The organism is Collinsella sp. HCP3S3_E11 (assembly GCF_052067375.1).
Taxonomy (GTDB): Bacteria; Actinomycetota; Coriobacteriia; order Coriobacteriales; family Coriobacteriaceae; genus Collinsella.
This window is the reverse complement of sequence record NZ_JBQHQI010000013.1, coordinates 21302-45965: the sequence shown is the minus strand read 5'-3', so window position 1 is coordinate 45965 and position 24664 is coordinate 21302. Positions and strand designations below refer to the sequence as shown.

Below are 24664 nucleotides of genomic sequence, written 5' to 3'. Positions count from 1 at the left end.
CGGCATACCAGATCAACTTGGGTCTCGTGGGCTCGGAGATGGTATAAGAGACAGCCCCCACATAAAGGGTAGTCAAAAAAGCCCCGTCCCAAATTAGCTGCCCCGGCCTCGTCGGTGGGGGAGGGTCTGCTCCGCTATAATCGCCTAGGACATTAAATGGAAACGGGACGGGAGCCATACATGCGCCAGGGTTTCGACAACGCGAAGTATATCGAGCTGCAGGCTGCTCACATTAAGGAGCGCATCTCGCAGTTTGGCGGCAAGCTGTATTTGGAGTTTGGCGGCAAGCTGTTCGATGACTATCATGCGAGCCGCGTGCTGCCGGGTTTTGAACCGGACAGCAAGTTCCGCATGCTCAAGAGCATTGCCGACGACGTCGAGGTCATCATCGCAATCAATGCGAACCATATCGAGAAGAACAAAGCCCGTGGCGACTTGGGCATTACCTATGACGAGGACGTCCTGCGTCTGGTCGATCTGTTCCGCGGGAACGGATTTGCCGTTGCCGCTGTGGTTATCACGCAGTATGCCGGTCAGCCCGCTGCCGACGTCTTCCGCAATCGTCTAAACGCGCTCGGCATTCCCGCCAAGCTGCACTATCCCATCGAGGGCTATCCGCACGATGTCGACCTGATCGTTTCTGATGAAGGCTACGGCAAGAACGAGTTTGTCGAGACCACGCGTCCGCTCGTTGTCGTGACGGCGCCCGGCCCTGGCTCGGGTAAGCTCGCCACCTGCCTGTCGCAGCTGTATCACGAGCACAAGCATGGCACCGCTGCCGGCTATGCCAAGTTCGAGACCTTCCCGGTCTGGAATCTCCCCCTCACGCATCCGGTGAACATTGCCTATGAGGCTGCCACGGCAGACCTCGATGACGCCAACATCATCGACTCGTTCCACCTTGAGGCATATAACAAGACCACGGTCAACTACAACCGAGACGTTGAGGCGTTCCCGGTTGTTCGTGCCCTGATGGAAAAGATCTTGGGCGAGAGCCCCTATCAGAGCCCTACGGACATGGGCGTCAATATGGTCGGTTTTGCCATTACCGATGACGATGCATGCCGAGATGCCTCCAAGATGGAGATCGTGCGCCGCTATTTTGCCGCGGTTGAAAGCGTGCGCCGTACTGGCGTGGGCGATGAGCAGGTCGACCGTCTCAAACTCATTATGAAAAAAGCCGGCATCGACAAGAACTATTCGCCGGCACGCTCGGCTGCTCTCACCAGGGAGCAACTGACGGGCGGTCCCGTGGGTGCCATGGTGATGCCGGACGGTTCGGTAGTGACCGGAAAGACCTCAACGCGTCTGGGTGCCGCGAGCTCGCTCATCATGAACGCGCTTAAGCATGTTTCGGGCGTCGATCTTGAGCTCGAGGTCATCAGCGATGAGGCGATTGAGCCTATCAGCAAGCTCAAGACGCATTTCCTTGGCAGCAAAAACCCGCGTCTCCACACCGACGAGACGCTCATGGCGCTCTCTATCACCTCGGCCACGAGCGAGACGGCTACTCGTGTTCTTTCGGGTCTTGAGCAGCTGCGCGGCTGCGACGCCTTCTTTAGCGTGATTATCTCGCCTACGGACGAGATGGTGCTGCGCAAGCTGGGCATTAACGTGTGCTGTGAGCCCAAGTTTGAGCGCCGCGGCTTCTTCCATCGCTAAGATTGAGATGAGACGCCGCATCGGAGTGCGCACCCGATGCGGCGCTTAGGGGGTTTTAGGGCTATATTTGCCGAAATTTAGGCCGTTTACCTGCCCAAAAGCGATTTGCGCGGTATACAATTACCTCAGTGGATACATCCTTTGCGGGGCTACCCATGATGGATGTTGCCGGCCATCGAGGGATGCGCCGGTCATGCGCGGTGCTTTTGATGCTCGTGCTCGGTTTGAGGAGGCTGCCATGGCGGGCAAGGGTCGTGCGAGTGTCAACGATATGAAGCGTGTCGAGGTGCTGGTGCTGATGGAGATCGCTCGGCAATCTAAGGGAAACGGTGTGCCGTACGGTTTCTCGCGCAAGACACTCTCCGAGTGCGTAGGGGTTTCGCCGTATCGTGCCCGCGCTGCAATCGACCGTTTGGATTCTGATGGCCTTATCGAGGTCGTTTCTCGTTATAACGATGATGGCGGCCAGCTTGCAAACGGCATATGCCTGACCGGGCGAGGCGAGTGGTACCTTAAGGGTGTTCGTGCCGGCATGCTTGTTCAAGATATGTTGAAGGATGAGACTGCCGATCGGTAACAACACGGCAGTTTCGACGAGCCTGCACCGCCCAAAGCTACTTGGGCGGTGTTTTGTTTCGAGATGGAGAAATGCGGACATGCGGGTGAAAAATAGCGAGCGGCTTGCTTTTCGAGTATTACAATGAAGACCCGTAAGATGTGAATGGAAAACTTCTACGGGAAGCGCAGGTAATTCAATATGACCAAGCATGTGTTTGTAACCGGCGGCGTAGTTTCGTCCTTGGGTAAGGGCATCACCGCGGCCTCGTTGGGCCGTCTGCTCAAATCGCGCGGCTACAAGGTGACGATGCAGAAGGCCGACCCGTATCTGAACGTCGACCCCGGCACCATGAGCCCGTTTCAGCATGGTGAGGTCTTCGTGACCGAGGATGGCTACGAGTCCGACCTGGACCTGGGCCATTATGAGCGCTTTATTGACGAGAATCTGACCCGTGATTCCAACTTTACGACCGGCGCTATCTACAAGAGCCTGATTGCCCGCGAGCGTCGCGGTGACTTTTTAGGCGGCACCGTTCAGGTGATTCCGCACGTCACCAACGCCATTAAGGATAAGTTCCGCCGCATCGAGGAGCAGACCGGTTCCGACGTGGTCATCACCGAGCTGGGCGGCACGATTGGCGATATCGAGTCGCAGCCGTTCGTGGAGGCCATCCGCCAGTATCGTAAAGAGGCCGGTCCCGAGAACGTCTGCTACATCCACGTGTCGCTCGTCCCCTATATCGCCGCCGCGCACGAGGTCAAGACCAAGCCCACGCAGCATTCGGTCAAGGAGCTTCGCAGCTTTGGCATTCAGCCCGACATCATTGTGCTGCGTTCTGATCACCATATCGACGATGCCATCCGTGGCAAGATCGCAAGCTTCTGCGACGTCGATACCGACTGCGTCTTTACCAACGAAGATTGCGCGAGTATTTACGATGTGCCGCAGCTGCTCGCCGAGCAGGACTTTGACCTGCGCATTTGCGAGCGCCTGGGCTTGGACCCGCGCGAGCGCGACATGAGCGAGTGGAACGAGTTCCTGCGCAAACAGAATCATGCCAACCACCATGCCGACAAGGTCAAGATCGCCGTTGTGGGCAAGTATACCCAGCTCCCCGATGCCTACCTGTCGGTTATCGAGGCCCTGCATCATGCAGGCGTTTTCTATGATCGTCATGTGGACGTGCAGCTGGTCGACGGCGAGAGCCTCGACGAGCAGAACGTCTCCGAGGTGCTGGGCGACGCATCGGGTATTTTGGTGCCCGGCGGCTTTGGCAAGCGTGCCCTGGAGGGCAAGATTCTTGCTGCCGAGTTTGCTCGCGAGCATAAGATTCCATATCTGGGCATTTGTCTGGGCATGCAGGTCGCCGTGTGCGAGTTTGCCCGCAACGTGGTCGGCCTTGCCGGCGCTAGCTCCTCCGAGTTCGATCCGGACGGTCCGTTTAGCGTAATTGACCTGATGAGCTCGCAGGAGGACGTGACCGAGAAGGGCGGCACCATGCGCCTGGGCGCCTATCCGTGCAAGCTCGCTGCCGATACCCTTGCGCGCGAGGCCTATGGCGAGGAGCTTGTCTATGAGCGCCACCGTCATCGCTTTGAGTTCAACAATGCCTTCCGCGACCAGCTCGAGGACGCGGGTTTGGTTATCTCGGGTCTTTCGCCTGACGAGCGTCTGGTCGAGATGGTCGAGCTGCCGCGTGACGTGCATCCGTGGTATGTGGCCACCCAGGCCCACCCCGAGTTTAAGAGCCGTCCGACCAAGCCGCAGCCTCTGTTCCGCGAGTTCGTGCGCGCCTCGATTGGCCAGCACGAGGGTGTCGATCGCCTGCAGGTGACGCCCATGAACCTCGCGACGGACTAAGGGTGCCAGCGAACGAAAGACATACCGAAGATACTCCCTCGTTGCTCGATACGGTGACGGGGGAGTATCTTGATTACCTTGCGGTCGAGCGAGGCTTGGCGCGCAATACGATCGCGGCATATCGTCGTGACTTGACGACTTACTGTTCCTACCTGGAGCGGGCCGGTGTTGAGTCCTTTGAAGGCGTGAACCGTCAGATAATAGAGGGTTTTGTCGGTGATCGGCGCGACGGGGGCTACTCCGATGCCTCGGTGGAGCGTGCAGTTGCGGCCGTGAAAGGTTTGCATGCCTTTTTGGTTCGCGATGGAATCGTCGCCCAAAACCCGACGGCTGCACTGCGCCTGCCCAAAAAGGCGGAGCGCCTTCCGGAGTGTCTCTCGGTAGGGGATGTCTCGGCGCTCCTCGACCAAGATTTCCCGGAAGGGGAGATGGGTTTGCGGGACCATGCCATTTTGGAAGTGCTCTATGGATGTGGCCTGCGCGTGAGCGAGTTGGTGGGGCTCGATGTGGGCGACGTTCATTTTGACGACGGCTTTGTGCTGGTGCGCGGCAAGGGCTCGAAGGAGCGGCTTGCCCCACTCGTGGGAAGTGCCGCACGGGCTATGGCTCAATATATTGCTGATGGGCGTCGGCGCCTGGCCGCTCATGCCCGCGGGTCAAAGACGCCGGCAGTCTTTTTAAATAAGAACGGTGGTCGCCTGTCGCGTCAGAGTGTTCACGTCATATGCGAGCGATACGGGCGTCAGGTGGGACTGGTGGGGCTTCATCCTCATACCTTGCGTCACTCCTTTGCGACCCATATGCTTGCGGGCGGTGCCGACCTGCGCGTGCTACAGGAGATTTTGGGACATGCCGACATTTCGACCACACAGGTCTACACGCATGTCGACCGCACGCAGCTGACCGAGGTCTACCTGGCGGCTCATCCGTTGGCGCATCGCTAGCGACTCTTTGACCTGCATATTTACAACTAATGGGGGACGGACCCCAGGTTGTCGTGACGCGGTTTTGTGCGCGTATCGGCAATCTGGGGTCCGCCCCATCTTTTGTCTTGCGCCGATGCGCCGGTGGGTCGCGCGTGACGTTGGTGGGGAAGTTTGGGGGGTGATGTGAACGGCGCGTAAAGGGACACAAAATTCGCCTCAAGGTCAACTTGAAGGTTGAGGTTGAAAGCCGGGCTGCTACAGATGGCATCCCGGCTTTGCTGTAAACACAACATATTGTGTTTTCGAACATATGAACGAGGGTGTTTTACAGCATATAGAGGGTGGAGTGGTGGGGTGTTGTGGGGGAAGGTGTGGGGAAAGATGTTGAAAAATGGGGCAGTTCCCCATATTATTAATGACGTCGACAGGCGGGGTGGTTCCCCGCGTACGTGCCATCTGAGTAACCGAGGGGAGGGCGCACATGGGAATGACGGGTGCATACGAGCGCAATCTCGATGCAAAAGGTCGTCTGTCCCTGCCTGCACCCCTTCGCGAGGAGCTTGGAGAGCATGTTCGCGTGTTCAAAGCCCTGGATGTCGATGCTCTGTACGTGTTCTCTGCCGAGGCCTTCGATAAGTGGGTCGAAGGACTCTTCGCGGGTCGTGAGGGCCACGAGGGTTTTAACCCGCGTGACATCAACGACCAGAAACTCATGAGGGCGATCAACAAGCGCACCACCTCGATGGATGTGGACAGCGCCGGTCGTATCGGTCTTTCTGAGTCTCTCCGCAAGCAGGCGAACCTCGACCGCGAGGTCACGGTTGTGGGCAACTACGACCACCTCGAGGTTTGGGACCGTGCTACGGCCGATGAGGACGATGACGATGAGGCTCTGCTGGACCTCTTCTTCTCGTAAGGGCAAGGCATGAGTAACGGATGGAGCGTGGGATCTTGACACAAGAATATCGGCATGAACCTGTCATGCTCGGCGAAGTGCTTGAGTCGCTGCAGCTAAAGAGCGGATCTGTCGTCTGCGATTGCACCCTTGGCGGTGCCGGTCATTCGGTAAAGATGGCCGCGCAGGTGGGAGAGACGGGTCTTTTGCTCGGCGTCGATCAGGACGACATGGCCCTCGAGGCCGCTGGTGCCCGTCTGGACCGCGAGGTCCCCGGCGTCCCGCATCAGCTGCTGAAGGGCAACTTTGGCGACTTGGACGAGCTGCTTTGCTCGGCCGAGGTGCCCGGGGTCGATGGCTTCCTGTTCGACTTGGGCGTTTCGTCACCGCAACTCGATATCCCTGGCAGGGGCTTTTCGTATAACGAAGATGCCCCATTGGACATGCGGATGGATCCGGGTAACAACACCCTAAACGCAGCTGAGGTCATCAACACCTATAACGAACACGACCTCGCCCGGATTCTACGCGTCTATGGCGAAGAGAAGTTCGCCTCGCAGATCGCACGCGAGATCGTGCGTCGACGCGAGTCCGAACCGATTGAAACCACCGGTCAGTTTGTCGAGATCATCAAGGCTGGCATTCCGGCTGCCGCTCGTCGGCATGGCGGACACCCGGCCAAGAAAAGTTTCCAGGCCATTCGCATCGAGGTCAATCATGAACTCGATGTGCTCGAGAGAGGACTTGACGCCGCCACCAGGTGGCTCAACCCGGGCGGACGCATCTGCGTCATCTCGTATCACTCGCTCGAGGACCGTATCGTAAAGAACCACTTTAAGGAGATGAGCCAGGGGTGCACGTGTCCGCTGGAGATTCCGGTGTGCGTGTGCGGCAACGTGCCGATACTCAAGGTCATCACCCGCAAACCCTTGGTTGCCCAACCCGATGAGGTTGCGCGCAACCCTCGGGCGAGATCAGCCAAAATCCGCGTGGCGGAGCGCTTGTAGCGTTACGCGCGCGATATTGGACCTCCCGCTCGCACCATAAACGAAGCTTAAACACACTACCAACGTACTCGGGATGGGAGGCGGCATATCATGGGCTACAACACCTCAAACGCAGCGCTCGCCTATGATATGAACGCCATGCCCGCCTACCGCGAGGCACCGCAGGCGCCCGCTGCTCCTCGTGAGCAGCGCACACCGCGCTTTGATGTCTACACGGGCGCGGGCCGTCAGGCAAACCAGGCGGTAAGCCCGGTTTTCATGAGCGTTCTTAAAACGTTTTGCATCATTGCGGCTATCTTCATGACGATTGGCGTCGCCCGCGTGGCGCTTGCAAGCGTTACGGCCCAGGTGCTCAACAGCAACGCCGAGCTTACCAACACGCTCGAGAAGGCGACCGATGAGAGCTCTGACCTTGAGGTCATGCACTCTGTTTATGGTGCCGATACACGCATTCGCGATCTTGCGGGCGCTTATGGCATGGTGGAGCCCAGCGAGAGCGTTACACTTGATTTTTCGCAGGATGCAGCCGCGGGCGCTAGCTCGGCTGCGGCTGTCCAGTAATAAGACGGTAGCTGAGTATGACAAATGATTATCGCCGCGGTCCAGACGGGAGTCGCGGGCAGGGACGTCCCTCTTCGCGGGGACGTTCTGGTTATCAAGGATCGGGTCGGTCATCTTACAACTTGGGGTCGAATCGCGGCAACGACCCAACGTCGCGCCTTCGCGGCTCGGATGACCCTCAAGTACGCAATAGCAGATCGAATAGACGATCTTCGACCGAATGGCTTACGGGGACGCCATTGCCTCGCCGTAATGCCGTCATGGGTTGTATCGGTTTGGGCCTGGCTGCGGGCGCCATCCGCCTTGCCGACTACCAGATCGTAAATGCCGATGAGTTGCGCGGGCGCGCCGATGCTCGACGCCTGCTTGCGGAGACGCTTTACGCCAAACGCGGCACGATCTACGACCGAAACGGCAACGTGCTGACGTCATCGGTCGAGTGCAGCAATGTCGCCGTGAATCCACAGCTGATCGAGGATGTCGATAAAACGGTATCGGCCTTGGTTAAGGCGACTGGAATCGATAAGAAGACTTGCCGCAAGCTGGTTCAGTCCGATGGCACCTGGGTGTATATCAAGCGCCAGGTGGACGAGGACGATGCCGCGGCATTGAAGAAGAAAAATCTGCCCGGCGTGCTCTTTGAGCAGGCGATGAAGCGGGTGTATCCATACGGCAATCTGGCTTCGCAGGTTCTAGGCGTGGTGAACGTTGACAACGTGGGCCTAACGGGACTTGAAAAGCAATATGACAAATTGCTGACCGGAACAAACGGCACGCTGGTACGAGAGCGTGCGAGGGACGATAGCTATATTGCGGGTGGCGCCTATAAAAAAGTCGCCGCCATCGATGGCGTTGACATCGTGACGACGCTGGATGTCAATATCCAGCGTGCAGCAGAGGACGCTCTGGCGGAGGCGGTCGAGAAGACCAAAGCCAAGAACGGTTCGGCTTTGGTGACAGACCCTACTACCGGCGAGATTCTGGCCGCCTGTTCGTATCCGACCTACGACCCGACCAATTTGGAGAACGCCAAGACCGAGGATATGAACTTGCGCTTGGTCACCGATGCGTATGAACCCGGTTCGGTCTTTAAGACGCTCGTTGCAGGTGCGGGTTTCGACTTGGGCGTCGTGCGCTCGAGTACGTCGTTTGAGGTGCCGGCGAGCATTAAGGTCGGCGACGATACCGTCACCGATGCCGATAAGCGTGACTACGCCATGACCATGGATGTGCGCGAGATGATGCGCCGCTCATCCAATGTTGGCTTTGTATTGGTCGGGCATAAGATCGGCGCGGACGATTTTGCCGCGTACGTGGACAAATGGGGCGTTGGACACAGTTCGGGCATCGATTTTCCCGGCGAGAGCCTTGGCATTGTCAAGGAGCGTGACCAGTATGACGGCGCCACGTTGGGCTCGATGAGTTTTGGCCAAGCGCTGTCTGTCTCGCCGATCGAGATTGCGCGCGCCGTGGGCGGCATTGCCAACGACGGCGTGATGATGACGCCGCACTTTTATAAATCCAGCAAAGGCGAGGAGAAGGACTGGGGCGAGGGCGAGCAGGCGATTTCTGAGGACGCCGCCGCCCAGGTGATATCGTGCATGCAGACGGTCGTTTCCGAGGGCACGGGTGTCGGGGGCGCCGTCGACGGTTACGACGTGGCGGGTAAGACCGGTACGGCCGAGCGCGCCGATGAAAAAGGCGGCTACCTCAAAGCGAGCTATATGTCGTCCTTTATGGGGTTTGCCCCGGCGCAAGCACCCAAGGTTTTGTGCTATATCACGCTCGACGGAACGCCGAGCGGTTCGGATGCTGCCGCCGTGCCGTTCCAGGTCATTATGGCTAACGCGCTCGATGTGTTGGGTATCCCACGCACCAAGTAGGGGGTTACAATCCTGAAAAGGGCTGTCGATTAATCTGGAGGGTGTTCACATGCCCTGCACCACGCATGCGCGGCGCTGGGATACAATACGCCGATAGCATTATTAGGTTTACAGGGGAGCTGCAATGATAGAGATCGCCGTCAACAACCTCGCGGCCGCAACAGGGGCCCGGACCGTGACGGGAGAAGCCGATCGGGTATGCCGTGGGTGCGTTATCGACTCGCGCCAGGTTGAGGAAGGCACGATTTTTGTTGCCTTTCCGGGTGAAAAAGTCGACGGCAACGATTTTGCTTCCCGCGCCATCGAATCGGGCGCCGGCGCTGTTGTGATGACGCGCGAGCCCAATGCCGAGCTTGTATCGCTGGCTCAGCGTAAGGGCTGCGCCATCCTACACACCGATGATCCCGAGGAATTTTTGCTGCGCCTGGCACATGCCTATCGCACGCAGCTTGGCTGCCTCGTGGTTGGCATTACCGGCTCTATCGGTAAGACGACGACCAAGGATGTCCTTGCGGCAGTGCTTGCCAAGCGCTATCGCGTTTGGGCCACCAAGGGTAATTTCAACAATCTGATCGGTATGCCGCTCACGGTTTTGGCCGCTCCTGCCGACACCGAGGTGCTGGTTCTCGAGATGGGTATGAACCATTTTCACGAGATCGAGCGCCTTTCTCGGTCCGCCAATCCCAACCTTGCCATCGTGACCAAGATCGGCACCTCTCATATTGGAATCCTGGGAAGTCGCGAGAATATCGCCCGCGCTAAGTCCGAGATTGTTGGGGGCATGTGTGCCGCCGACGACCTTCTCCCGTTGCTGGTTTTGGGCGGCGAAGACGACTTCACCTCGTTCATTCGTGAGACGTTTGCCGAGCCCGCGGGTATCGACGTGATGCTGGCGGGTGTTTCGGATGTTGATGAGGTTTGCGCCCGCGGCATTCACATTGATGATGAGGGCCGCCCGGTCTTTACGCTTGACTTTGGCATGGGTGAGTCCGTTGACACCATGCTCGCCATTCCCGGCGTCCAGTCCGTTCCCAATGCCGTTAAAGCCGCCGCAGTTGCCTATCGTTTGGGTGTGACCCCCGAGCAGATCGATGCTGCCTTTAGGGGTATCGCGATTACCGGTCATCGTCAGGAGATCAAACACGCCAAGAGCGGTGCCCGCATTATCGACGACTCGTATAACGCCAGCGCCGAATCCATGGCTGCTGGCCTTGACCTGCTGTGCTCGCTTTCGTGTTCTGGCTCTCGAATGGCGATTCTGGGCGAGATGGGCGAAATGGGCGACGAGGCCCCCCGCATGCATGAGCTGGTGGGCGCCTATGCCGCGGCTAAGAAGCTCGATATGCTGGCGTGCGTGGGCGGTGAGCTGGCCGCTCGTATGGCCGAAGCCGCGCGCATGATGGGCATGGACGAGGACCGCATCCAGGTGTTCTCCGATTATCAGCAGGTGCTCGACCGTATGGCCGGCGCACTTGAGAAACATGACGTTGTGCTGGTCAAGGGCTCTCGCTTTGTCGAGCTCGACCGCTTTGTGGAAGGTGTGTGCTAGCCCATGTTCGGGAACCCCGCGTATCCTACATACCAGGCCTTTTTGGGACTTGGCATCGCCGCCGCCATTGCGCTGCTGCTCATGCCGTGGTGGATCAAGCTTCTTAAGGTCGAGGGTATCGGCCAGCAGGTCCGCGCCGATGGACCCAAACGCCACCTGATTAAGCAGGGCACGCCCACCATGGGCGGCGTTGTCATTCTCGTAGCCGTTTCGCTGACGTGCCTTTTGATGGGCAAGCTCACCACCGAGCTTGTGCTCGTGCTGCTTGCCACGCTTGCAACCGGCGTTCTGGGCCTTATCGATGATTTGACCTCTGTCACGCACGGTCGTTCGCTCGGCCTGACGCCCCACGCCAAGATGATCGGTCTCACCATCATCTGCGTCACGTTTACCGTGCTTGCCGTCAGCTGGTGCGGCGTTGCCCCCGAGATTCGTTTTCCCGGCGGTCTGACGATTGACCTCGGTATCTTCTCGACCACCATTGGTGGCCTTACCTTTCCGTGGCTCTACATCGTCTTTTGCTGGTTGATGATCGCCGGTCTTTCTAATGCCGTGAACCTGACCGATGGCTTGGACGGCCTTGCCGGTGGCACCTCTATGATTGCCATGCTTGCCATGGCTGCCATGGCGTTTTTGCACGGTGACGTAAACCTGTCTATCTTCTGTACCGCATGTGCTGGTGCTTGCCTGGGCTTCCTTTGGTTCAACTGCTATCCGGCGAGCATCTTTATGGGTGATACCGGCTCTCTTGCCTTGGGTGCAGCCTTTGCCTGCACGTCCATTATGACCAACACCGAGGTCGTCTCGCTCATCATCGGCGGCCTGTTTATCGTCGAGACCCTGTCGGTCATGATTCAGGTCGTCTACTTCCACTTTACGCATAAGCGCGTCTTCCTTATGGCGCCCATTCATCATCATTTCGAGAAGAAGGGATGGGCCGAGACTAAGGTCGTCATCCGTTTTTGGATTGTCGCTGCCGCTTTTGGCGCTCTGGGCCTTGCCCTGTTTTTCCAGTTGGGATAGTGGTTTTTTATGCCTCTTGCAGATTCCTTTAGCCTGCTCGTCTTGGGCCAGGGTAAGTCCGGTCTAGATGTCGCTCGCTGGGCGCTTGCGCACCCCGAGCGCGTGAGTACCGTTACCGTGTACGGTGGCGGCACGTCCGAGCCCAATGATGCCACGCGCTCGCTCGAGGCGCGCGGGGTATCGTTTGTCTACGGAACCGAGCAGGTCGAGGGCGCGTTTGATGTATGCGTGACGTGTCCGGGCATCTCGGAGTTCTCGGCATTCTTTAAGGCTGGCCGCGATCACGCTGTCCAGATCATGGGTGAGCCCGAGTTTGCCTACCGCCTGTCTCCCCAAAATTGGATCGCCATCACGGGCACCAATGGCAAGACGACCACCACGTCGCTGACCGACTACCTGCTTAAGGCAGCGGGCGAGGCGAGCGTTGCTGTCGGTAATATCGGTGAGCCTCCGGTGAACGAAATCGACGACCGCGCGCATAACGAGTGGTTTGTAGCTGAGCTTTCGAGCTATCAGATCGCAACGACCCAGGAGCTTCACCCCCGTGTGGCGGTGCTGCTCAACATCACCCCCGACCATCTGGGCTGGCACAAGAGCCATAAGAACTATGCGCTCGCCAAGATTAAGCTCTTCGAGAATATGGTCGATGATGACCTTGTGGTTATCGACGTCGAGGATGCCGGTATCCATGAATTCGATGAGTATGTCTACACGCCGGGTCGTCGCATCTGCAAGGTCGCCTTTGACGAGCCTGCGGGCGAGGACGCCGCATTTGTGCGCGATGGCAAGATGGTCATTCGCCTGAAGGGCGTCGAGACCCCGCTCATCGCCACGTCCGAGCTCAAAATCTCCGGACATCACAATGTCATCAATGCCCTGTGCGCTGCCACGGCTGCCCTGGCCGTCGGTGCCGATGTCGACGGTGTGTGTCGCGGCCTGGCCTCATTCCAGCCGCTGGAGCACCGCGTTGAGCCCTGTGGCGAGATCGATGGCGTGCGCTACGTCAACGATTCCAAGGCAACGAACACCGATGCGGTCGAAAAGGCCCTGACGGCGTTTCCCGACGACGACGTGATCTTGCTGCTCGGTGGTCACGATAAGGGCACGCCACTCGAGTCCTTCGCCCGCGTTGTCATGGACAACGTGCGATCGGTCGTCTGCTTTGGCGATGCGCGCGAGCGCTTTACCGCCGCTATGGACGAGGCCGATGTCGATGGTGACGTTGATATCGCTCAGGCTGACGACCTGCGCGACGCCGTCGACGTTGCCCGTTCGCTGTCGAGCCGAGGCGACGTGATCCTGCTTTCTCCCGCCTGTTCTTCGTTCGATGAGTTCTCGGGCTACGAGGAGCGCGGCCGCGTGTTTAAGGACTACGTGGCCCAGCTTGCCGCCGCAGCGAAATCGCAAATGGAATAGGGGCCGCCGGTGAGAGAGGAGAGCCCCCGACAAGGTATGAGGAGGCCCGACTCGGACCGTGCTTCCTCGCAGCGCAGTACGCCGCGTTCCGGTCGCGGCGGGCAGACGCTCAGCGAACGCTATATTGCCGGCGTCCCCGCCCGCATCATGCGCCCTCGTTTGATATTCATGGCGTGCCTGTTTACTTTAGTGTGCTTTGGTCTGCTGATGGTGTACTCGGCGTCATCGGTCGAGGCATTGCACGAGAACGGCTCGGCGACGTTTTTCCTGGTTCGACAGGCTACCTTTGCCGGGGTTGGCGTGCTTGCCATGGTTGCGATCGTTCGCGTCTTGCCGGACAGCTGGTTTGGGGAAAATGTACTTAGGATCTTCCTTATCGGCATGATTCTCTTGCTGTTTGCGGTATTTCTTGTCGGCAGTGGCAGCCGTGGCGCCACGCGCTGGCTCAACATCGCCGGTATTCAGTTCCAGCCGTCTGAGTTTTTAAAGCCGTTTGCCATCGCGTATTCGGCCATCATACTCGACCGTTTCTTTTCGCCCGGTGGCAACATCAACGAGTTCCTTCGTAAGATGGTCGTCTACTTGGGCATTTCGCTCTTTTTGATCTTTATCCAGCCCGATTATGGCACCGTCTTGATCATCTCGCTGACCCTCATGTGTATGGCGTTATTTGCGGGCCTAGACCCCAAGTTTATCATCGGCGTGATCATTCTCGTCATTGTCATGAGTGTGTTTGCGCTTGTTGCAGAGCCGTACCGCATGGTGCGTGTTCAGGTTGCCCTGAACCCTTGGGCCGACGAGTATGGCGATGGCTATCAGGCAACGCTTGCCATCATGGCGTTTGCTTCGGGCGGCTTGTTCGGCCGCGGCATCGGTAACTCCACCATGAAGTATTCGTATCTGCCCGAGGCACACAACGACTATATTCTGGCCATTATCGGCGAGGAGGTCGGTTTTGTCGGGACCGCGCTGCTCTTCTTGGTCTTTGCGATGCTGATTTACTCAGCGTTTCGCATTGCCGAACAGGCTGCGGACCGTCGCGGAGCGCTCATGGCATCGGGTTCCGCAGTCATTCTCGCGGTACAGTTTTTGATCAATGCGCTGGGCATCCTCAACGTGTTTCCCATGACGGGTAAGCCGCTGCCATTTATCAGCTACGGCGGTTCGTCGATTATCGTATCGCTTATGCTTGCGGGGCTGATCTTGCGCGTCTCGCACGAGAGCGCCCGTCGTGATGAGTACGACCGTCGCCGCGAGAGCTTTGCCGTTATGGACGAGAGCACCGCCGGCGTGCCCCATGTGCGCGGCGATCGCCCTTCGCGCAACGGTTTTACCGTCTTGGATGGCTCTGCGTCCGAGCCGGCGGCTCGTCCGCGCCCGCGAACGGCTCCGCAGGGGCGTCCCCAACGCCCGAACCCCCGAAGCTCGGGCGGCGGATATAATCGAATCAATTTGAATTCGGACCCGTCGGCGCGTCTGCGCACTGACGATCAGGGACCGCGCGTACGAAGGGATTTTCATGACCGATAAGATGACCGTTGCTATCGCAGCCGGCGGCACGGCGGGACATATCAACCCTGCGCTTGCCTTGGCTGAGGAGTTGCGCGACCGCGGACATCATGTTGTGTTCGTGGGCCAGTCGCACAAGCTCGAGGGTCGTTTGGTTCCCGAGGCCGGGTTCGATTTTGTACCTATCACGGTCACGGGCTTCGACCGTTCCCGTCCTTGGACCGCGTTGAGCTCGCTGTGGCGCGTCAATAAGGCCAAGCGCTCGCTCGCCAGCCATTTCTCAAAGGTTGGCAAGCCCGATGCTGCCATCGGTTTTGGTGCCTACGTCGAGGTCCCGCTGCTGGGCTGGTGCAAGGATGCGGGCGTTCCGTATCTGCTGCACGAGCAGAACTCTGTTCCGGGCCTGGCCAATAAGATGATGAGTTCCCATGCCGCCCGCGTGTGTATCTCGGTGCCGGCTGCGCGCTCTGTCTTTGAGCGCGAGGGCGACCCCGAGCATGTGCTCATGACCGGTAATCCGGTGCGCCGCTCGGTCATTGAGGGCGATCGCGCCCGCGGCCGCGAGGCACTTGGCGTGCCCGAGGATGCGACGCTTCTGCTCGTCTTTGGTGGTTCGCTCGGTGCCCAGCATCTCAACGAGCGCGTAGCCTCGCTCAAGAGTGAGCTGCTGACCCGCGAGAATCTCTACATTTTGCATTCGACGGGAGCCGAAGGCTTTGAGGACACCGAGCGTGCTTTGGCGCTGACGTCCGATGAGACGAAGCGCTATCGCGTCCAGCCCTACATTGACAACATGGGCGACATGCTAGCTGCAGCTGACCTGGTGCTCTCGCGCTCCGGCGCCTCGAGCGTGGCCGAGATTGCCGCCCTCGCCGTGCCTTCGGTGCTCGTGCCGTATCCGCATGCCACGGCCGACCACCAGACGACCAATGCGCGTTATCTGGTCGATGCCGGTGCCGGCGTGCTTTGTGCCGATGCCGATATCGATGCTCCGGCGTTTGCCGAGGAGCTGCTGCATCTGGTCGATGACGCCGCAGCGCGCGATGCCATGCGTCAGGCGGCGCGCGGGTTGGCTCAGGACCGCGCCGCCGCACTTTTGGCCGATGCGGTAGAGGGTTTGCGTTAGTTAGACGGGATATCGAGCTTGCGCTCGCGCGGATGCGGTAGGTGCGGTACAGTTAACGGGTTACAGGCAGTGTTTACGCAAGGAGTACACGAGCACATGGCTGATTCCCAGACTGCAACCTCCGCGCCCGAGTTCAAGAGCGCCCACTTTATCGGTATCGGTGGCGCCGGCATGAGCGGCATCGCTCTCGTTTTGCACGAGCGCGGCTATGCCGTTACCGGTTCCGACCTTAAGACCTCGCGCTACATTCGTCAGCTTACCCGTGCTGGCGTGAAGGTTCATGTGGGCCACGAGGCCGCCACGATCGATGAGGTCAAGCCCGACGTGGTCGTGGTCTCTACCGCTATTCCCGAGTCCAACCCCGAGCTTGTGCGTGCTCGCGAGCTCGGTATTCCTGTGTGGCCCCGCGCCAAGATGCTCTCGGCTCTGGGCCACGGCTACACCACCATCGCTGTTGCCGGTACGCACGGCAAGACCACGACGTCCTCGATGTGTGCCACCATGCTCGACCGCATGGGTCTGGATCCCAGCTTTTTGATCGGCGGTATCGTCGAGGGTTACGATACCAACGGAAAGAACGGCTCGGGTGACTACTTTGTCGCCGAGGCCGATGAGTCCGACAGCTCGTTCCTGTTCCTGAACCCCAACGTGGTCATCGTGACCAACGTCGAGGCCGACCATCTCGACCACTACTCGGGCATCGAGGAGATCGAGGCCACCTTTGCCAAGTTTATGGGCCTGGTTGGAGAGAGCGGTACCGTCATCGTTTGCGGTGAGGACCCGCATCTGGTCGAACTCGCCAAGTCGACGGGTCGCCACGTGCTTTCCTATGGCTTTGCCGAAACCAACGACGTCGTCTGCGTGCATCCGGATGTCAAGGGCATTCAGAGCGACTTTACCGTTCGCTTTGAGGATGGGACCGAGCATGCTGTCGAGATCAAGAGCAACCCCGGTCGCCACAACATGCTCAACGCCACGGCAGTGCTAACCGTTGCCCATGTCCTGGGTCTCGACGTCGATGCCGCAGCCGAGGCGCTTTCGAGCTTTGAGGGCGTCCGCCGCCGCTTTACCCATGTGGGCGATATTGACGGCATCACCGTGGTCGATGACTACGGCCATCACCCCACCGAGATCAAGGCGACGCTTGCCGCCGCCTCGTCGCTGGGCTATAAGCATGTTGACGTCGTGTTCCAGCCGCACCGCTATTCGCGTTTGCAGGCGCTGTGCGATGACTTTGCCGATGCCTTCGCCAATGCCGATAAGCTGCTGCTCATCGATGTGTTCTCTGCCGGCGAGATGCCGATTCCGGGCGTAACCTCCAAGATGCTCGCTGATACTGTGCGCGCCAAGCACCCTGGCAAGGAGGTCGTGTACTGCTCCAGCCGTCTCGAGCTCAATCGTGAGCTCGAGAAGATGGTAGGTGAGGGCGATCTGCTGCTTACTATGGGCGCCGGCGACGTTACGACCGTTGGCCCTGAGTTTATCGAGTATCTGACTGCCAAGAAAGACGCTTAGCCCCTATGGGTCTGTTTAACGCCGTCATGGCGCTTTCGGGCATGATCGACACGGATGTAGTCGAGGATGAACGCCTTGCGCGTCATACGAGTTATCGTATCGGCGGCAAGGCCGACCTCTTCGTGACGTGCCATAGCTATCATGCCCTTCGTCGTGCCGTGGCAGTGCTCGACCGTGAGCAGGTGCCGTGGGTCATTATCGGCAAGGGATCTAATCTGCTCGTTGCCGATGCGGGCTATCGCGGCGCCGTCATTTCGCTGGGGCGTGAGTTTCAGCGCACCGTTGTTGCCGAGGACGGTTGCACGCTGACCGTTGGCGCGGGCGTTATGTTCGCACGTTTGGTCAACGATGCCCTGTCGCGCGGGCTTTCGGGCCTTGAGTTTGCGGTTGGCATCCCCGGCTCGGTCGGCGGCGCCGTATCTATGAACGCCGGTACGCGTACCGAGTGGATAGGTTCGCTTGTCGAGGATGTGGTCACGTTTGACCCGGCATCCGGCATTAAGCATTATGCGGGGTCCGAGATTGCCTGGGGCTACCGTGAGTGCAGCCTGCCGCGTAACGAGATTATTCTCGAGTGCGTGCTTAAGCTCAAGCCTGCGCCTAAGGCCGACATTCGCGAGCGTATGGAGCGGTACCTGACGAGGCGCAAACGCACGCAGCCCATGGGTCGCGCTTCTTGCGGGTCGGTCTTTCGCAATCCACCCGACGCGAGCGTTGGCAAGCTGATTGAGGATTGTGGATTAAAGGGTTTTTCGGTTGGCGGTGCGGAAGTTTCGCCCGTACACGCTAATTTTATCGTTAATAACGGTACCGCCTCGGCCGATGACGTGGCCGCGGTTATCAGGCATGTGCACGGAAAGGTGAGGGAGGCGTATGGCATCGAGCTCAGACCGGAAGTCAAATTCCTCGGCTTCTAGAGCATCGAAACCTACCTTCCGCCGCGCCGGAGGGCGTTCCGGCGCACCCGTCCAGCCTCAACGCAAGCCCCCTGTGTCCTCCAAGCCCGCTGGATCCGTACGGTCCGCCAAACGTCCGGTCGTCGGCTCGCAACTTGGTGGACGCACTGCCGCAAAAAAGACGGTTTACCCGGCTCCGCGCCCCTCGGTGACGTCTAAGTCGGCGATGGGTGCCAAGCCCTCTCGCCCCATAGTGACGCCCAAGCCCTCGCTGGGGGCTAAAGCGACGCATCCCGGTCGTACGTTGGGCGCTGCCAAGCCGCGTTCGTTGACGTCGGTGCCCGCCACTAAGGCACCTGCGACCAATAAGGGTATCAATCCGCTGTCGTCGCTTGGCGCCATGGCGAGTAAGACGTCCGAGGCCGCCTCTGCCGTTAAGGGCAAGGGCAAAATCGTGGGCGGTATCTTGGCGGCTGTGGCCGTGCTTGCCGTCGTTGCCATCGTCGTTATCAATTCCGGCCTGTTTGCCGCTACCGATATTCAGATCGAGGGCAGCGAGCATGTGACCAAGCACGATGCCATGCAGCTGATCAGTCTGCCCGAGAACACATCGCTCTTCAACGTAAATCCCGACCAGATTACCGAAGATCTCAAGCAGAACCCGTGGGTTTCGGGCGTGGACGTTCAACGGCAGTTTCCCCACACGCTCGTCATTACGCCGACGGAGCGCAAGGTCACCGCGATCGCTTATATAAGTTCCGACGATCTTGCCTGGGCCATCGGCGACGATGACACCTGGATCGCACCGCTTTCGACCTCTGTGGAGGTGGACGACCAGGGAAATGTCGTCACTTCGGGTGAGGGCGCCAACACATTGAGCGGTATCGATGCTGCGTTGGCGCTGGCCAAGCACTACGGGGCCGTGCTGCTTACCGATGTCTCGGCTGATGTCGAGCCGGTTTCGGGGCGGGCTGTTTCTTCCAAGGCCGTTAAAGCGGGCCTGGATTACGTGCGTGGTTTTTCCGGCGAATTCTTGGCGCAGATCAAGGATATTTCTATACCTTCGGTCGAGGCCATCTCGGCGAATCTTGATAATGGCGTTGAGGTCTCGCTGGGCGATTCTGATGATATCGCCAAGAAGGAACGCGTCGTGACCAAGCTTCTGTCGCAGGTAGAGGGCGTAACCTACATCAACGTTCGGTCTCCCGGCAACTATACGTTTAGAAACGCACCGACCGCTTAGCGTCGGTGCGTGGCTTTGTTGAGGGGCCATACCACGCCGTTTATCTGGTTTGTTTGGTTTTCACGGTCAATTATTTGACTGATACGTTCATAATGTGCAAACATAATACGGTTTACCTTTGCATTTACTTTCAACCTGAAGGTTAATGTGCGCAGGGGTCAACCCATGCTATGGCTATAACCTTTGTTCGGAGGACCGACATGCACGAGACAGAGATCAACAACTACCTTGCCGTCATTAAGGTGGTCGGCGTCGGCGGCGGCGGTACCAACGCGGTCAATCGAATGATCGAAGAGGGCATTCGTGGCGTCGAGTTTGTTGCCATCAACACCGATGCTCAGGCGCTCGCGATCTCTGATGCCGATATCAAGGTCCACATCGGCACCGACCTTACCCGCGGCCTGGGCGCTGGCGCCAACCCCGAGGTTGGTCGCAAGGCTGCCGATGAGTCCCGCGATGACATTGCCGAGGCACTCGCTGGCGCCGACATGGTGTTCATCACCTGCGGTGAGGGCGGTGGCACCGGCACCGGCGCCGCTCCCATCGTTGCCGATATCGCGATGAACGAGGTCGGTGCGCTGACCGTCGCCGTCGTGACCAAGCCCTTCACCTTCGAGGGCCGCAAGCGTAAGAAGAGCGCCGAAGAGGGCATTAAGACCCTTTCCGATTGCGTCGACACCATGATCGTTATCCCTAACGACAAGCTGCTCGACATCGCCGAGAAGAAGACCACCATGCTCGAGGCCTTCGCGATTGCCGATGGCGTCCTTTCCCAGGGCACCCAGGGCATTACCGACCTCATCACCGTCCCGGGCATCATCAACCTGGACTTCGCTGATGTTAAGACCATCATGAAGCAGGCCGGCACCGCCATGATGGGTATCGGTACTTCTTCTGGGGACACCCGTGCCGTCGACGCCGCCCAGCAGGCTATTTCCAGCCCGCTGCTCGAGAGCTCTATCGATGGTGCTACGCGCGTCCTGCTCTCCATCGCCGGCTCCAAGGATCTGGGCATCCAAGAGATCAGCGACGCTGCCGACGTTGTCGCCAACGCCGTCGATCCCGAGGCCAACATCATCTTTGGTACCGTTGTTGACGAGTCCCTGGGCGATCAGGTGCGCATCACCGTTATCGCTACGGGCTTCTCCGACTCTAATGTCAACCGTCAGGATGAGCTCTTCGCTGCCCAGCAGTCCCAGAGCAAGGCTTCCGTTGCCGAGCCTCAGCGTACCGCTCCCGCTGCAAACTCGGCTCAGTCTGCCCCGACCCGCAACGTCGGCGGTACGGAACTTCCCAATTTTGGTAACGACCAGTTCGAGCTTCCCGACTTCCTTAAGCGTGGTAGCTTCTAGTTCGTTTTTCTCAACGACCTGCACGGGGTGTATCCATTTGGATGCACCCCGTTTTGTTTCTCGTTTGTAAACGAAAGCCTCCAATCTCTTTACGTTCCCCTTACGTTTGGTCCCTACCGCTGCGGGTATCCTTTTGTAGAAGTATGGCAGCCGTATGGCACGGACTGCTGCGGCTTGGCCGCGATACTTGTGTTATTAGGAGGCTTTAGTATGGCAGCACGTGCGGACAACGTTTCGCGTGTCGACCATGATGGAGTTACGTTGGTAGAGGGCGCGACGCACGATGTCCGCTTTGCCTTCACCGAACGCACTGGCGGTGTTTCCGAAGATGCGTACTCCTCACTCAATCTGGGCTCGCATGTTGGCGATGACCCCTTTGCCGTTCAAGAAAATCGTCGCCGCGTACTCGAGGCCATGGGTATTGCCGAGTGCGAGCACAACCTGCTTGTCCCCAATCAGGTACACGGTGACAATGTCGTGACGGTGACCTCGAACGGCGCCGATGATCTCGAGAACATTCGCGAGCAGATTGCCGAGGGCTGCGATGCCCTCGTCTGCACGGCGCATGAGGTGCCCGTGATGCTTTGCTTTGCCGATTGTGTTCCCGTTGTGCTGGTGGCTCCCGGCGGCTTTGCCGTGGTGCATTCTGGCTGGAAGGGCACGATTGCGCGCATTTCCGCCAAGGCGTGCCAAGCGCTCTGCGAGGCGGCTGGCTGCAAGCCAGACGACATCTCTGCCTATATTGGGCCTCATATCCTGGGTGACGAGTACGAGGTGTCCCAAGAACTTATGGACCGCTTTGCCTCCGAGTTCGCGTGCATCGATGCTGCCGCTTCTCGTATGCTCGATCTTTCCGCCGCCATTCGCGAGGCGCTGATGGACGCCGGCGTCGAAGCGAGAGGCATTGTGGACACCAAGCTCTCCACCGTTCGTCAGAACGACCGCTTTTATTCCTACCGTAACGAGGGCGGCACCTGTGGGCGCCATGCTGCGATCGGCGTGATGCTATGAGAAAGATCGCATCGGTCCTAAGCGCGGCAGTGCTCACGCTTACGCTGTGTGCCTGCTCCTCGGGATCTTCCACGTCTTCTATCACCGTGGCCGGCTCGACCACCTGCCTTCCCATTGCCGAGATTGCGGCCGAGGGCTTTAAGGAGGAGACCGGCACCGACGTGCTCGTCTCTGGCCTTGGCTCTTCTGCCGGTATCGAGGCCGTCAGCAACGGCACGGCTGACATCGCCAGCTCGTCTCGTGGCCTCAATGCCGACGAGCAGAACCTGGGCCTGACCCCGATTGTAATCGCGCACGACGGCATCGCAGTCATCGTGAACGACGATAATCCGGTCGACAACCTCTCGACCGAGCAGCTTCGCGACATATACGCCGGTAAGATTACCAACTGGAAGGAAGTCGGCGGAGAGGACCTGAAGATTCAGGTTATTAACCGCGATGAGGCGTCCGGTACGCGCGAGGCCTTCCGTACCATCGTGATGGACGGCACGCCGTTCGATCGTCGCTCTGCCGTTCTTTCGGGCACGGGCCAGGTGCGCGATGTCGTGTCCCGTTCGCGTGGTGCCATTGGCTACATCTCGCTGGGTTTTGTCGAGAGCCTCAACGCTAAGACTTCGGTTAAGGCTGTTTCGGTCAACCATGTCGAGGCATCCGAGAAGACGGTCGCAAGTGGCGGCTACCCCATCTCGCGCGACCTTTACTTCTTTGTGAAGGGTACGCCTTCGCAGCGTGCACAGGACTACATTGACTATGTGACGTCGGAGAAGATGGACAAGCAGATTCGCGAGGCGGGCTTTATTCCCGTCACCAACGACGGAAAGGGGAGTGAGTAGCATGGAAGCACAGGAAACCCCCCAGATTGAGCGAGAGGCTCAGGCGCCAAAAAAGCGTGAGTTGGCGTTGGTGTCGCGCAGCACCTATCTCAAAGAGAAGGCGCTGCAGTGGATCTTCTTTGCTTGCGCGTTCTTGGCGGTCGTTACCGTCATCCTGATTTTTGTCTTTACCACGTACTCGGCGTTGCCCGTCTTTACCGACATCGGTCTGGCGGACTTCTTTAGCTTTACGTGGGCGCCCTCCGAGGGCCACTACGGCATCATGTCGCTGCTGGCGGGCTCTGGTCTGGTGACGGTCGGTGCGCTCGCCATGGGTGTGCCCCTGGGTGTGGGCACGGCCGTGTATCTGGTCGAGATCGCCGGCAAGCGCGTGCGCAGTCTCATCAGCCCCGCCGTCGACCTGCTGGCGGGTATCCCCTCCATCATCTACGGTTTCTTTGGCATGGTCATCATCCGTCCGTTTATCGCGCAGCTGACCGGCGGTCTTGGCTTTGGTGCGCTGACGGCGTGGTTCGTGCTCGCCATCATGATCGTTCCCACCATCACCACGCTCACCATCGATGCCCTCAATTCCATTCCCATGGGCATTCGCGAGGCATCCTATGCCATGGGTGCCACCAAGTGGCAGACCATCTACAAGGTCGTGCTGCCTGCAGCCAAGTTGGGCATCGTCGATGCGATTGTCTTGGGCATGGGTCGTGCCATCGGTGAGACCATGGCCGTGCTCATGGTCGTTGGCAACGCTCCGGTCATCCCGGACAGCATCTCGAGCCCCATCTCGACGCTCACGAGCCAGATCGCGCTCGACATGAGCTATTCCTCGGGCCTGCACCGCTCGGCTCTGTTTGGCATGGGCGTGGTCCTGTTTATCATTTCCGCCGCATTGGTGGGCATCGTCCGTCTGATTTCCAAGAAGAAGAGGGGGTAGGCTATGTCCGATTCCGTTGACACGACGGTCGATACGACCTCGTCGCGCGAACGCATCAAGCGTGCCCTTTCCCATGGTAAGAAGGGCCGCATCAACAAGGATCTGTCCAACAAGATTATGCTCGGCGTGTTTCGTGCCGCGGCCTATATCACCACGCTGGTGCTGGTCGCCATCATCGCCTATGTAGTTATCAACGGTCTGCCGCACATCTCGCTCGACTTTATCTTTGGCTGGCCGCAGGGAGTAAACGCCGAGGGCGGCATTTGGCCCACTATCGTCTCGACCGTCTACGTGACGGCGCTCGCCATGCTCATCTGCACGCCGGTTGCCGTCTTGGCTGCGGTCTATCTGGCTGAATATGCCAAGCAGGGCAAGGTTGTCGACATCATTCGCTATGCTGCCGATGCCCTGGCCTCGGTGCCCTCCATTGTTATGGGCCTTTTTGGCTACGCCTTGTTTGTCGAGGCCATGGGCCTGGGTCTTTCGATGGTTTCGGCCGCCCTGGCGCTCGCACTTCTGATGCTGCCCATTGTCATGCGTACCACCGAGGAGGCAATCCGCGCCGTTCCGCGCTATATCCGTTGGGGCGCATATGGCCTGGGTGCCACCAAGTGGCAGGTCGTCTCCAAGATCGTGCTTCCTTCGGCTTTTGGTCGCATCGCCACCGGCATCGTACTTGCCATCGGCCGCGCCATCGGCGAGACCGCCGTGGTGCTCTACACCATGGGCCAGGCCATCAACCTGCCTATTTCGCCGCTCGATTCCGGTCGCCCCATGACCGTTCACCTTTATCTGCTTGCCAATGACGGCATCAACATGAACGCAGCCTACGGCACCGCGCTTTTGCTGATGGCGATTATTCTGGCCTTCAACCTGTTTGCGCGTTATCTGTCGCGCAAACGCCGCTAGT

21 protein-coding genes are annotated in these 24664 nt (G+C 59.0%); all 21 read left to right on the top strand.

The features are described 5' to 3' along the window. Positions 1-180: 180 nt before the first annotated feature. The 21 genes from ACTM86_RS07555 to pstA all read left to right on the top strand — a co-directional run bounded on the left by ACTM86_RS07555 (position 181) and on the right by pstA (position 24663). Positions 181-1662 carry a DUF1846 domain-containing protein gene (locus tag ACTM86_RS07555; protein WP_441016666.1) on the top strand — a complete coding sequence of 494 codons (1482 nt, stop codon included), beginning with the start codon at positions 181-183 and terminating at the stop codon, positions 1660-1662. Positions 1663-1855: 193 nt separating this feature from the next. After that, a complete protein-coding gene (locus tag ACTM86_RS07550; RefSeq protein ID WP_154515229.1) occupies positions 1856-2239 on the top strand; it encodes a hypothetical protein in 384 nt (127 codons plus the stop codon). A 180-nt stretch (positions 2240-2419) separates the two neighbouring features. After that, positions 2420-4081, top strand: a complete 1662-nt coding sequence (locus ACTM86_RS07545; RefSeq protein WP_154515231.1) for a CTP synthase — start codon at positions 2420-2422, stop codon at positions 4079-4081. Positions 4082-4083: 2 nt separating this feature from the next. Continuing rightward, positions 4084-5025 (top strand): site-specific tyrosine recombinase XerD, encoded by a 942-nt coding sequence (gene xerD, locus ACTM86_RS07540; RefSeq protein WP_441016669.1) that lies wholly within the window; start codon positions 4084-4086, stop codon positions 5023-5025. Between the two features lie 463 nt (positions 5026-5488). Further along, positions 5489-5923: a division/cell wall cluster transcriptional repressor MraZ gene (locus ACTM86_RS07535; protein WP_035137949.1), complete on the top strand. Its 435-nt coding sequence runs from the start codon at positions 5489-5491 to the stop codon at positions 5921-5923. Positions 5924-5943: 20 nt separating this feature from the next. Beyond that, complete coding sequence (gene rsmH / locus ACTM86_RS07530; RefSeq protein ID WP_441016672.1) at positions 5944-6909, top strand: 16S rRNA (cytosine(1402)-N(4))-methyltransferase RsmH; 966 nt, start codon at positions 5944-5946, stop codon at positions 6907-6909. 90 nt (positions 6910-6999) lie between these two features. Continuing rightward, positions 7000-7470, top strand: coding sequence for a hypothetical protein (locus ACTM86_RS07525; protein WP_427719178.1), 471 nt, complete (start codon positions 7000-7002; stop codon positions 7468-7470). Between the two features lie 239 nt (positions 7471-7709). Further along, a complete protein-coding gene (locus ACTM86_RS07520; protein WP_427719181.1) occupies positions 7710-9353 on the top strand; it encodes a peptidoglycan D,D-transpeptidase FtsI family protein in 1644 nt (547 codons plus the stop codon). A gap of 124 nt (positions 9354-9477) precedes the next feature. Further along, positions 9478-10902, top strand: coding sequence for a UDP-N-acetylmuramoyl-tripeptide--D-alanyl-D-alanine ligase (locus ACTM86_RS07515; RefSeq protein WP_441016678.1), 1425 nt, complete (start codon positions 9478-9480; stop codon positions 10900-10902). A gap of 3 nt (positions 10903-10905) precedes the next feature. Beyond that, a complete protein-coding gene (gene mraY / locus ACTM86_RS07510; protein ID WP_154515238.1) occupies positions 10906-11925 on the top strand; it encodes a phospho-N-acetylmuramoyl-pentapeptide-transferase in 1020 nt (339 codons plus the stop codon). 9 nt (positions 11926-11934) lie between these two features. Beyond that, a complete protein-coding gene (gene murD / locus ACTM86_RS07505; protein WP_427794730.1) occupies positions 11935-13341 on the top strand; it encodes a UDP-N-acetylmuramoyl-L-alanine--D-glutamate ligase in 1407 nt (468 codons plus the stop codon). 36 nt (positions 13342-13377) lie between these two features. Next, positions 13378-14871: a putative lipid II flippase FtsW gene (gene ftsW / locus ACTM86_RS07500; protein ID WP_441016681.1), complete on the top strand. Its 1494-nt coding sequence runs from the start codon at positions 13378-13380 to the stop codon at positions 14869-14871. Then, on the top strand, positions 14861-15976 hold the full coding sequence (gene murG, locus ACTM86_RS07495; protein WP_441016684.1) for an undecaprenyldiphospho-muramoylpentapeptide beta-N-acetylglucosaminyltransferase: 1116 nt from the start codon (positions 14861-14863) through the stop codon (positions 15974-15976). Before ftsW ends, murG begins: the two co-directional genes overlap by 11 nt. Positions 15977-16072: 96 nt before the next feature. Beyond that, the gene (gene murC, locus ACTM86_RS07490) at positions 16073-17491 is read left to right on the top strand and encodes a UDP-N-acetylmuramate--L-alanine ligase (protein WP_427719194.1); all 1419 of its coding nucleotides are present in this window, start codon (positions 16073-16075) and stop codon (positions 17489-17491) included. Between the two features lie 5 nt (positions 17492-17496). Beyond that, positions 17497-18408 carry a UDP-N-acetylmuramate dehydrogenase gene (gene murB / locus ACTM86_RS07485; protein ID WP_154515248.1) on the top strand — a complete coding sequence of 304 codons (912 nt, stop codon included), beginning with the start codon at positions 17497-17499 and terminating at the stop codon, positions 18406-18408. Positions 18409-18613: 205 nt separating this feature from the next. Then, positions 18614-19630 carry a cell division protein FtsQ/DivIB gene (locus ACTM86_RS07480; protein WP_427719196.1) on the top strand — a complete coding sequence of 339 codons (1017 nt, stop codon included), beginning with the start codon at positions 18614-18616 and terminating at the stop codon, positions 19628-19630. Positions 19631-19830: 200 nt separating this feature from the next. Next, complete coding sequence (gene ftsZ / locus ACTM86_RS07475) at positions 19831-20982, top strand: cell division protein FtsZ (RefSeq protein ID WP_441016690.1); 1152 nt, start codon at positions 19831-19833, stop codon at positions 20980-20982. A 210-nt stretch (positions 20983-21192) separates the two neighbouring features. Beyond that, a complete protein-coding gene (locus ACTM86_RS07470) occupies positions 21193-21993 on the top strand; it encodes a polyphenol oxidase family protein (RefSeq protein WP_441016693.1) in 801 nt (266 codons plus the stop codon). Next, a complete protein-coding gene (locus ACTM86_RS07465) occupies positions 21990-22826 on the top strand; it encodes a phosphate ABC transporter substrate-binding protein (protein ID WP_154515256.1) in 837 nt (278 codons plus the stop codon). The genes ACTM86_RS07470 and ACTM86_RS07465 overlap by 4 nt, the downstream gene beginning before the upstream one ends. A 1-nt stretch (position 22827) precedes the next feature. Beyond that, positions 22828-23754, top strand: a complete 927-nt coding sequence (gene pstC / locus ACTM86_RS07460; protein WP_427719203.1) for a phosphate ABC transporter permease subunit PstC — start codon at positions 22828-22830, stop codon at positions 23752-23754. 3 nt (positions 23755-23757) lie between these two features. Further along, entirely contained in the window at positions 23758-24663 is a 906-nt protein-coding gene (gene pstA / locus ACTM86_RS07455; RefSeq protein ID WP_427727613.1) for a phosphate ABC transporter permease PstA, read from the top strand. Position 24664: the final 1 nt, after the last annotated feature.

Bases quoted from the DNA above. Each gene is read 5' to 3' on its own strand.
- ACTM86_RS07555 (WP_441016666.1), top strand. From the start codon at position 181: ATGCGCCAGGGTTTCGACAACGCGAAGTATATCGAGCTGCAGGCTGCT.
- ftsZ (WP_441016690.1), top strand. From the start codon at position 19,831: ATGCACGAGACAGAGATCAACAACTACCTTGCCGTCATTAAGGTGGTC.
- ACTM86_RS07550 (WP_154515229.1), top strand. From the start codon at position 1,856: ATGCGCGGTGCTTTTGATGCTCGTGCTCGGTTTGAGGAGGCTGCCATG.
- ACTM86_RS07470 (WP_441016693.1), top strand. From the start codon at position 21,193: ATGGCAGCACGTGCGGACAACGTTTCGCGTGTCGACCATGATGGAGTT.
- ACTM86_RS07515 (WP_441016678.1), top strand. From the start codon at position 9,478: ATGATAGAGATCGCCGTCAACAACCTCGCGGCCGCAACAGGGGCCCGG.
- pstA (WP_427727613.1), top strand. From the start codon at position 23,758: ATGTCCGATTCCGTTGACACGACGGTCGATACGACCTCGTCGCGCGAA.
- murB (WP_154515248.1), top strand. From the start codon at position 17,497: ATGGGTCTGTTTAACGCCGTCATGGCGCTTTCGGGCATGATCGACACG.
- murD (WP_427794730.1), top strand. From the start codon at position 11,935: ATGCCTCTTGCAGATTCCTTTAGCCTGCTCGTCTTGGGCCAGGGTAAG.
- ACTM86_RS07535 (WP_035137949.1), top strand. From the start codon at position 5,489: ATGGGAATGACGGGTGCATACGAGCGCAATCTCGATGCAAAAGGTCGT.
- pstC (WP_427719203.1), top strand. From the start codon at position 22,828: ATGGAAGCACAGGAAACCCCCCAGATTGAGCGAGAGGCTCAGGCGCCA.
- murG (WP_441016684.1), top strand. From the start codon at position 14,861: ATGACCGATAAGATGACCGTTGCTATCGCAGCCGGCGGCACGGCGGGA.
- murC (WP_427719194.1), top strand. From the start codon at position 16,073: ATGGCTGATTCCCAGACTGCAACCTCCGCGCCCGAGTTCAAGAGCGCC.
- mraY (WP_154515238.1), top strand. From the start codon at position 10,906: ATGTTCGGGAACCCCGCGTATCCTACATACCAGGCCTTTTTGGGACTT.
- ftsW (WP_441016681.1), top strand. From the start codon at position 13,378: ATGAGGAGGCCCGACTCGGACCGTGCTTCCTCGCAGCGCAGTACGCCG.
- ACTM86_RS07545 (WP_154515231.1), top strand. From the start codon at position 2,420: ATGACCAAGCATGTGTTTGTAACCGGCGGCGTAGTTTCGTCCTTGGGT.
- ACTM86_RS07525 (WP_427719178.1), top strand. From the start codon at position 7,000: ATGGGCTACAACACCTCAAACGCAGCGCTCGCCTATGATATGAACGCC.
- ACTM86_RS07465 (WP_154515256.1), top strand. From the start codon at position 21,990: ATGAGAAAGATCGCATCGGTCCTAAGCGCGGCAGTGCTCACGCTTACG.
- rsmH (WP_441016672.1), top strand. From the start codon at position 5,944: ATGGAGCGTGGGATCTTGACACAAGAATATCGGCATGAACCTGTCATG.
- ACTM86_RS07480 (WP_427719196.1), top strand. From the start codon at position 18,614: ATGGGTGCCAAGCCCTCTCGCCCCATAGTGACGCCCAAGCCCTCGCTG.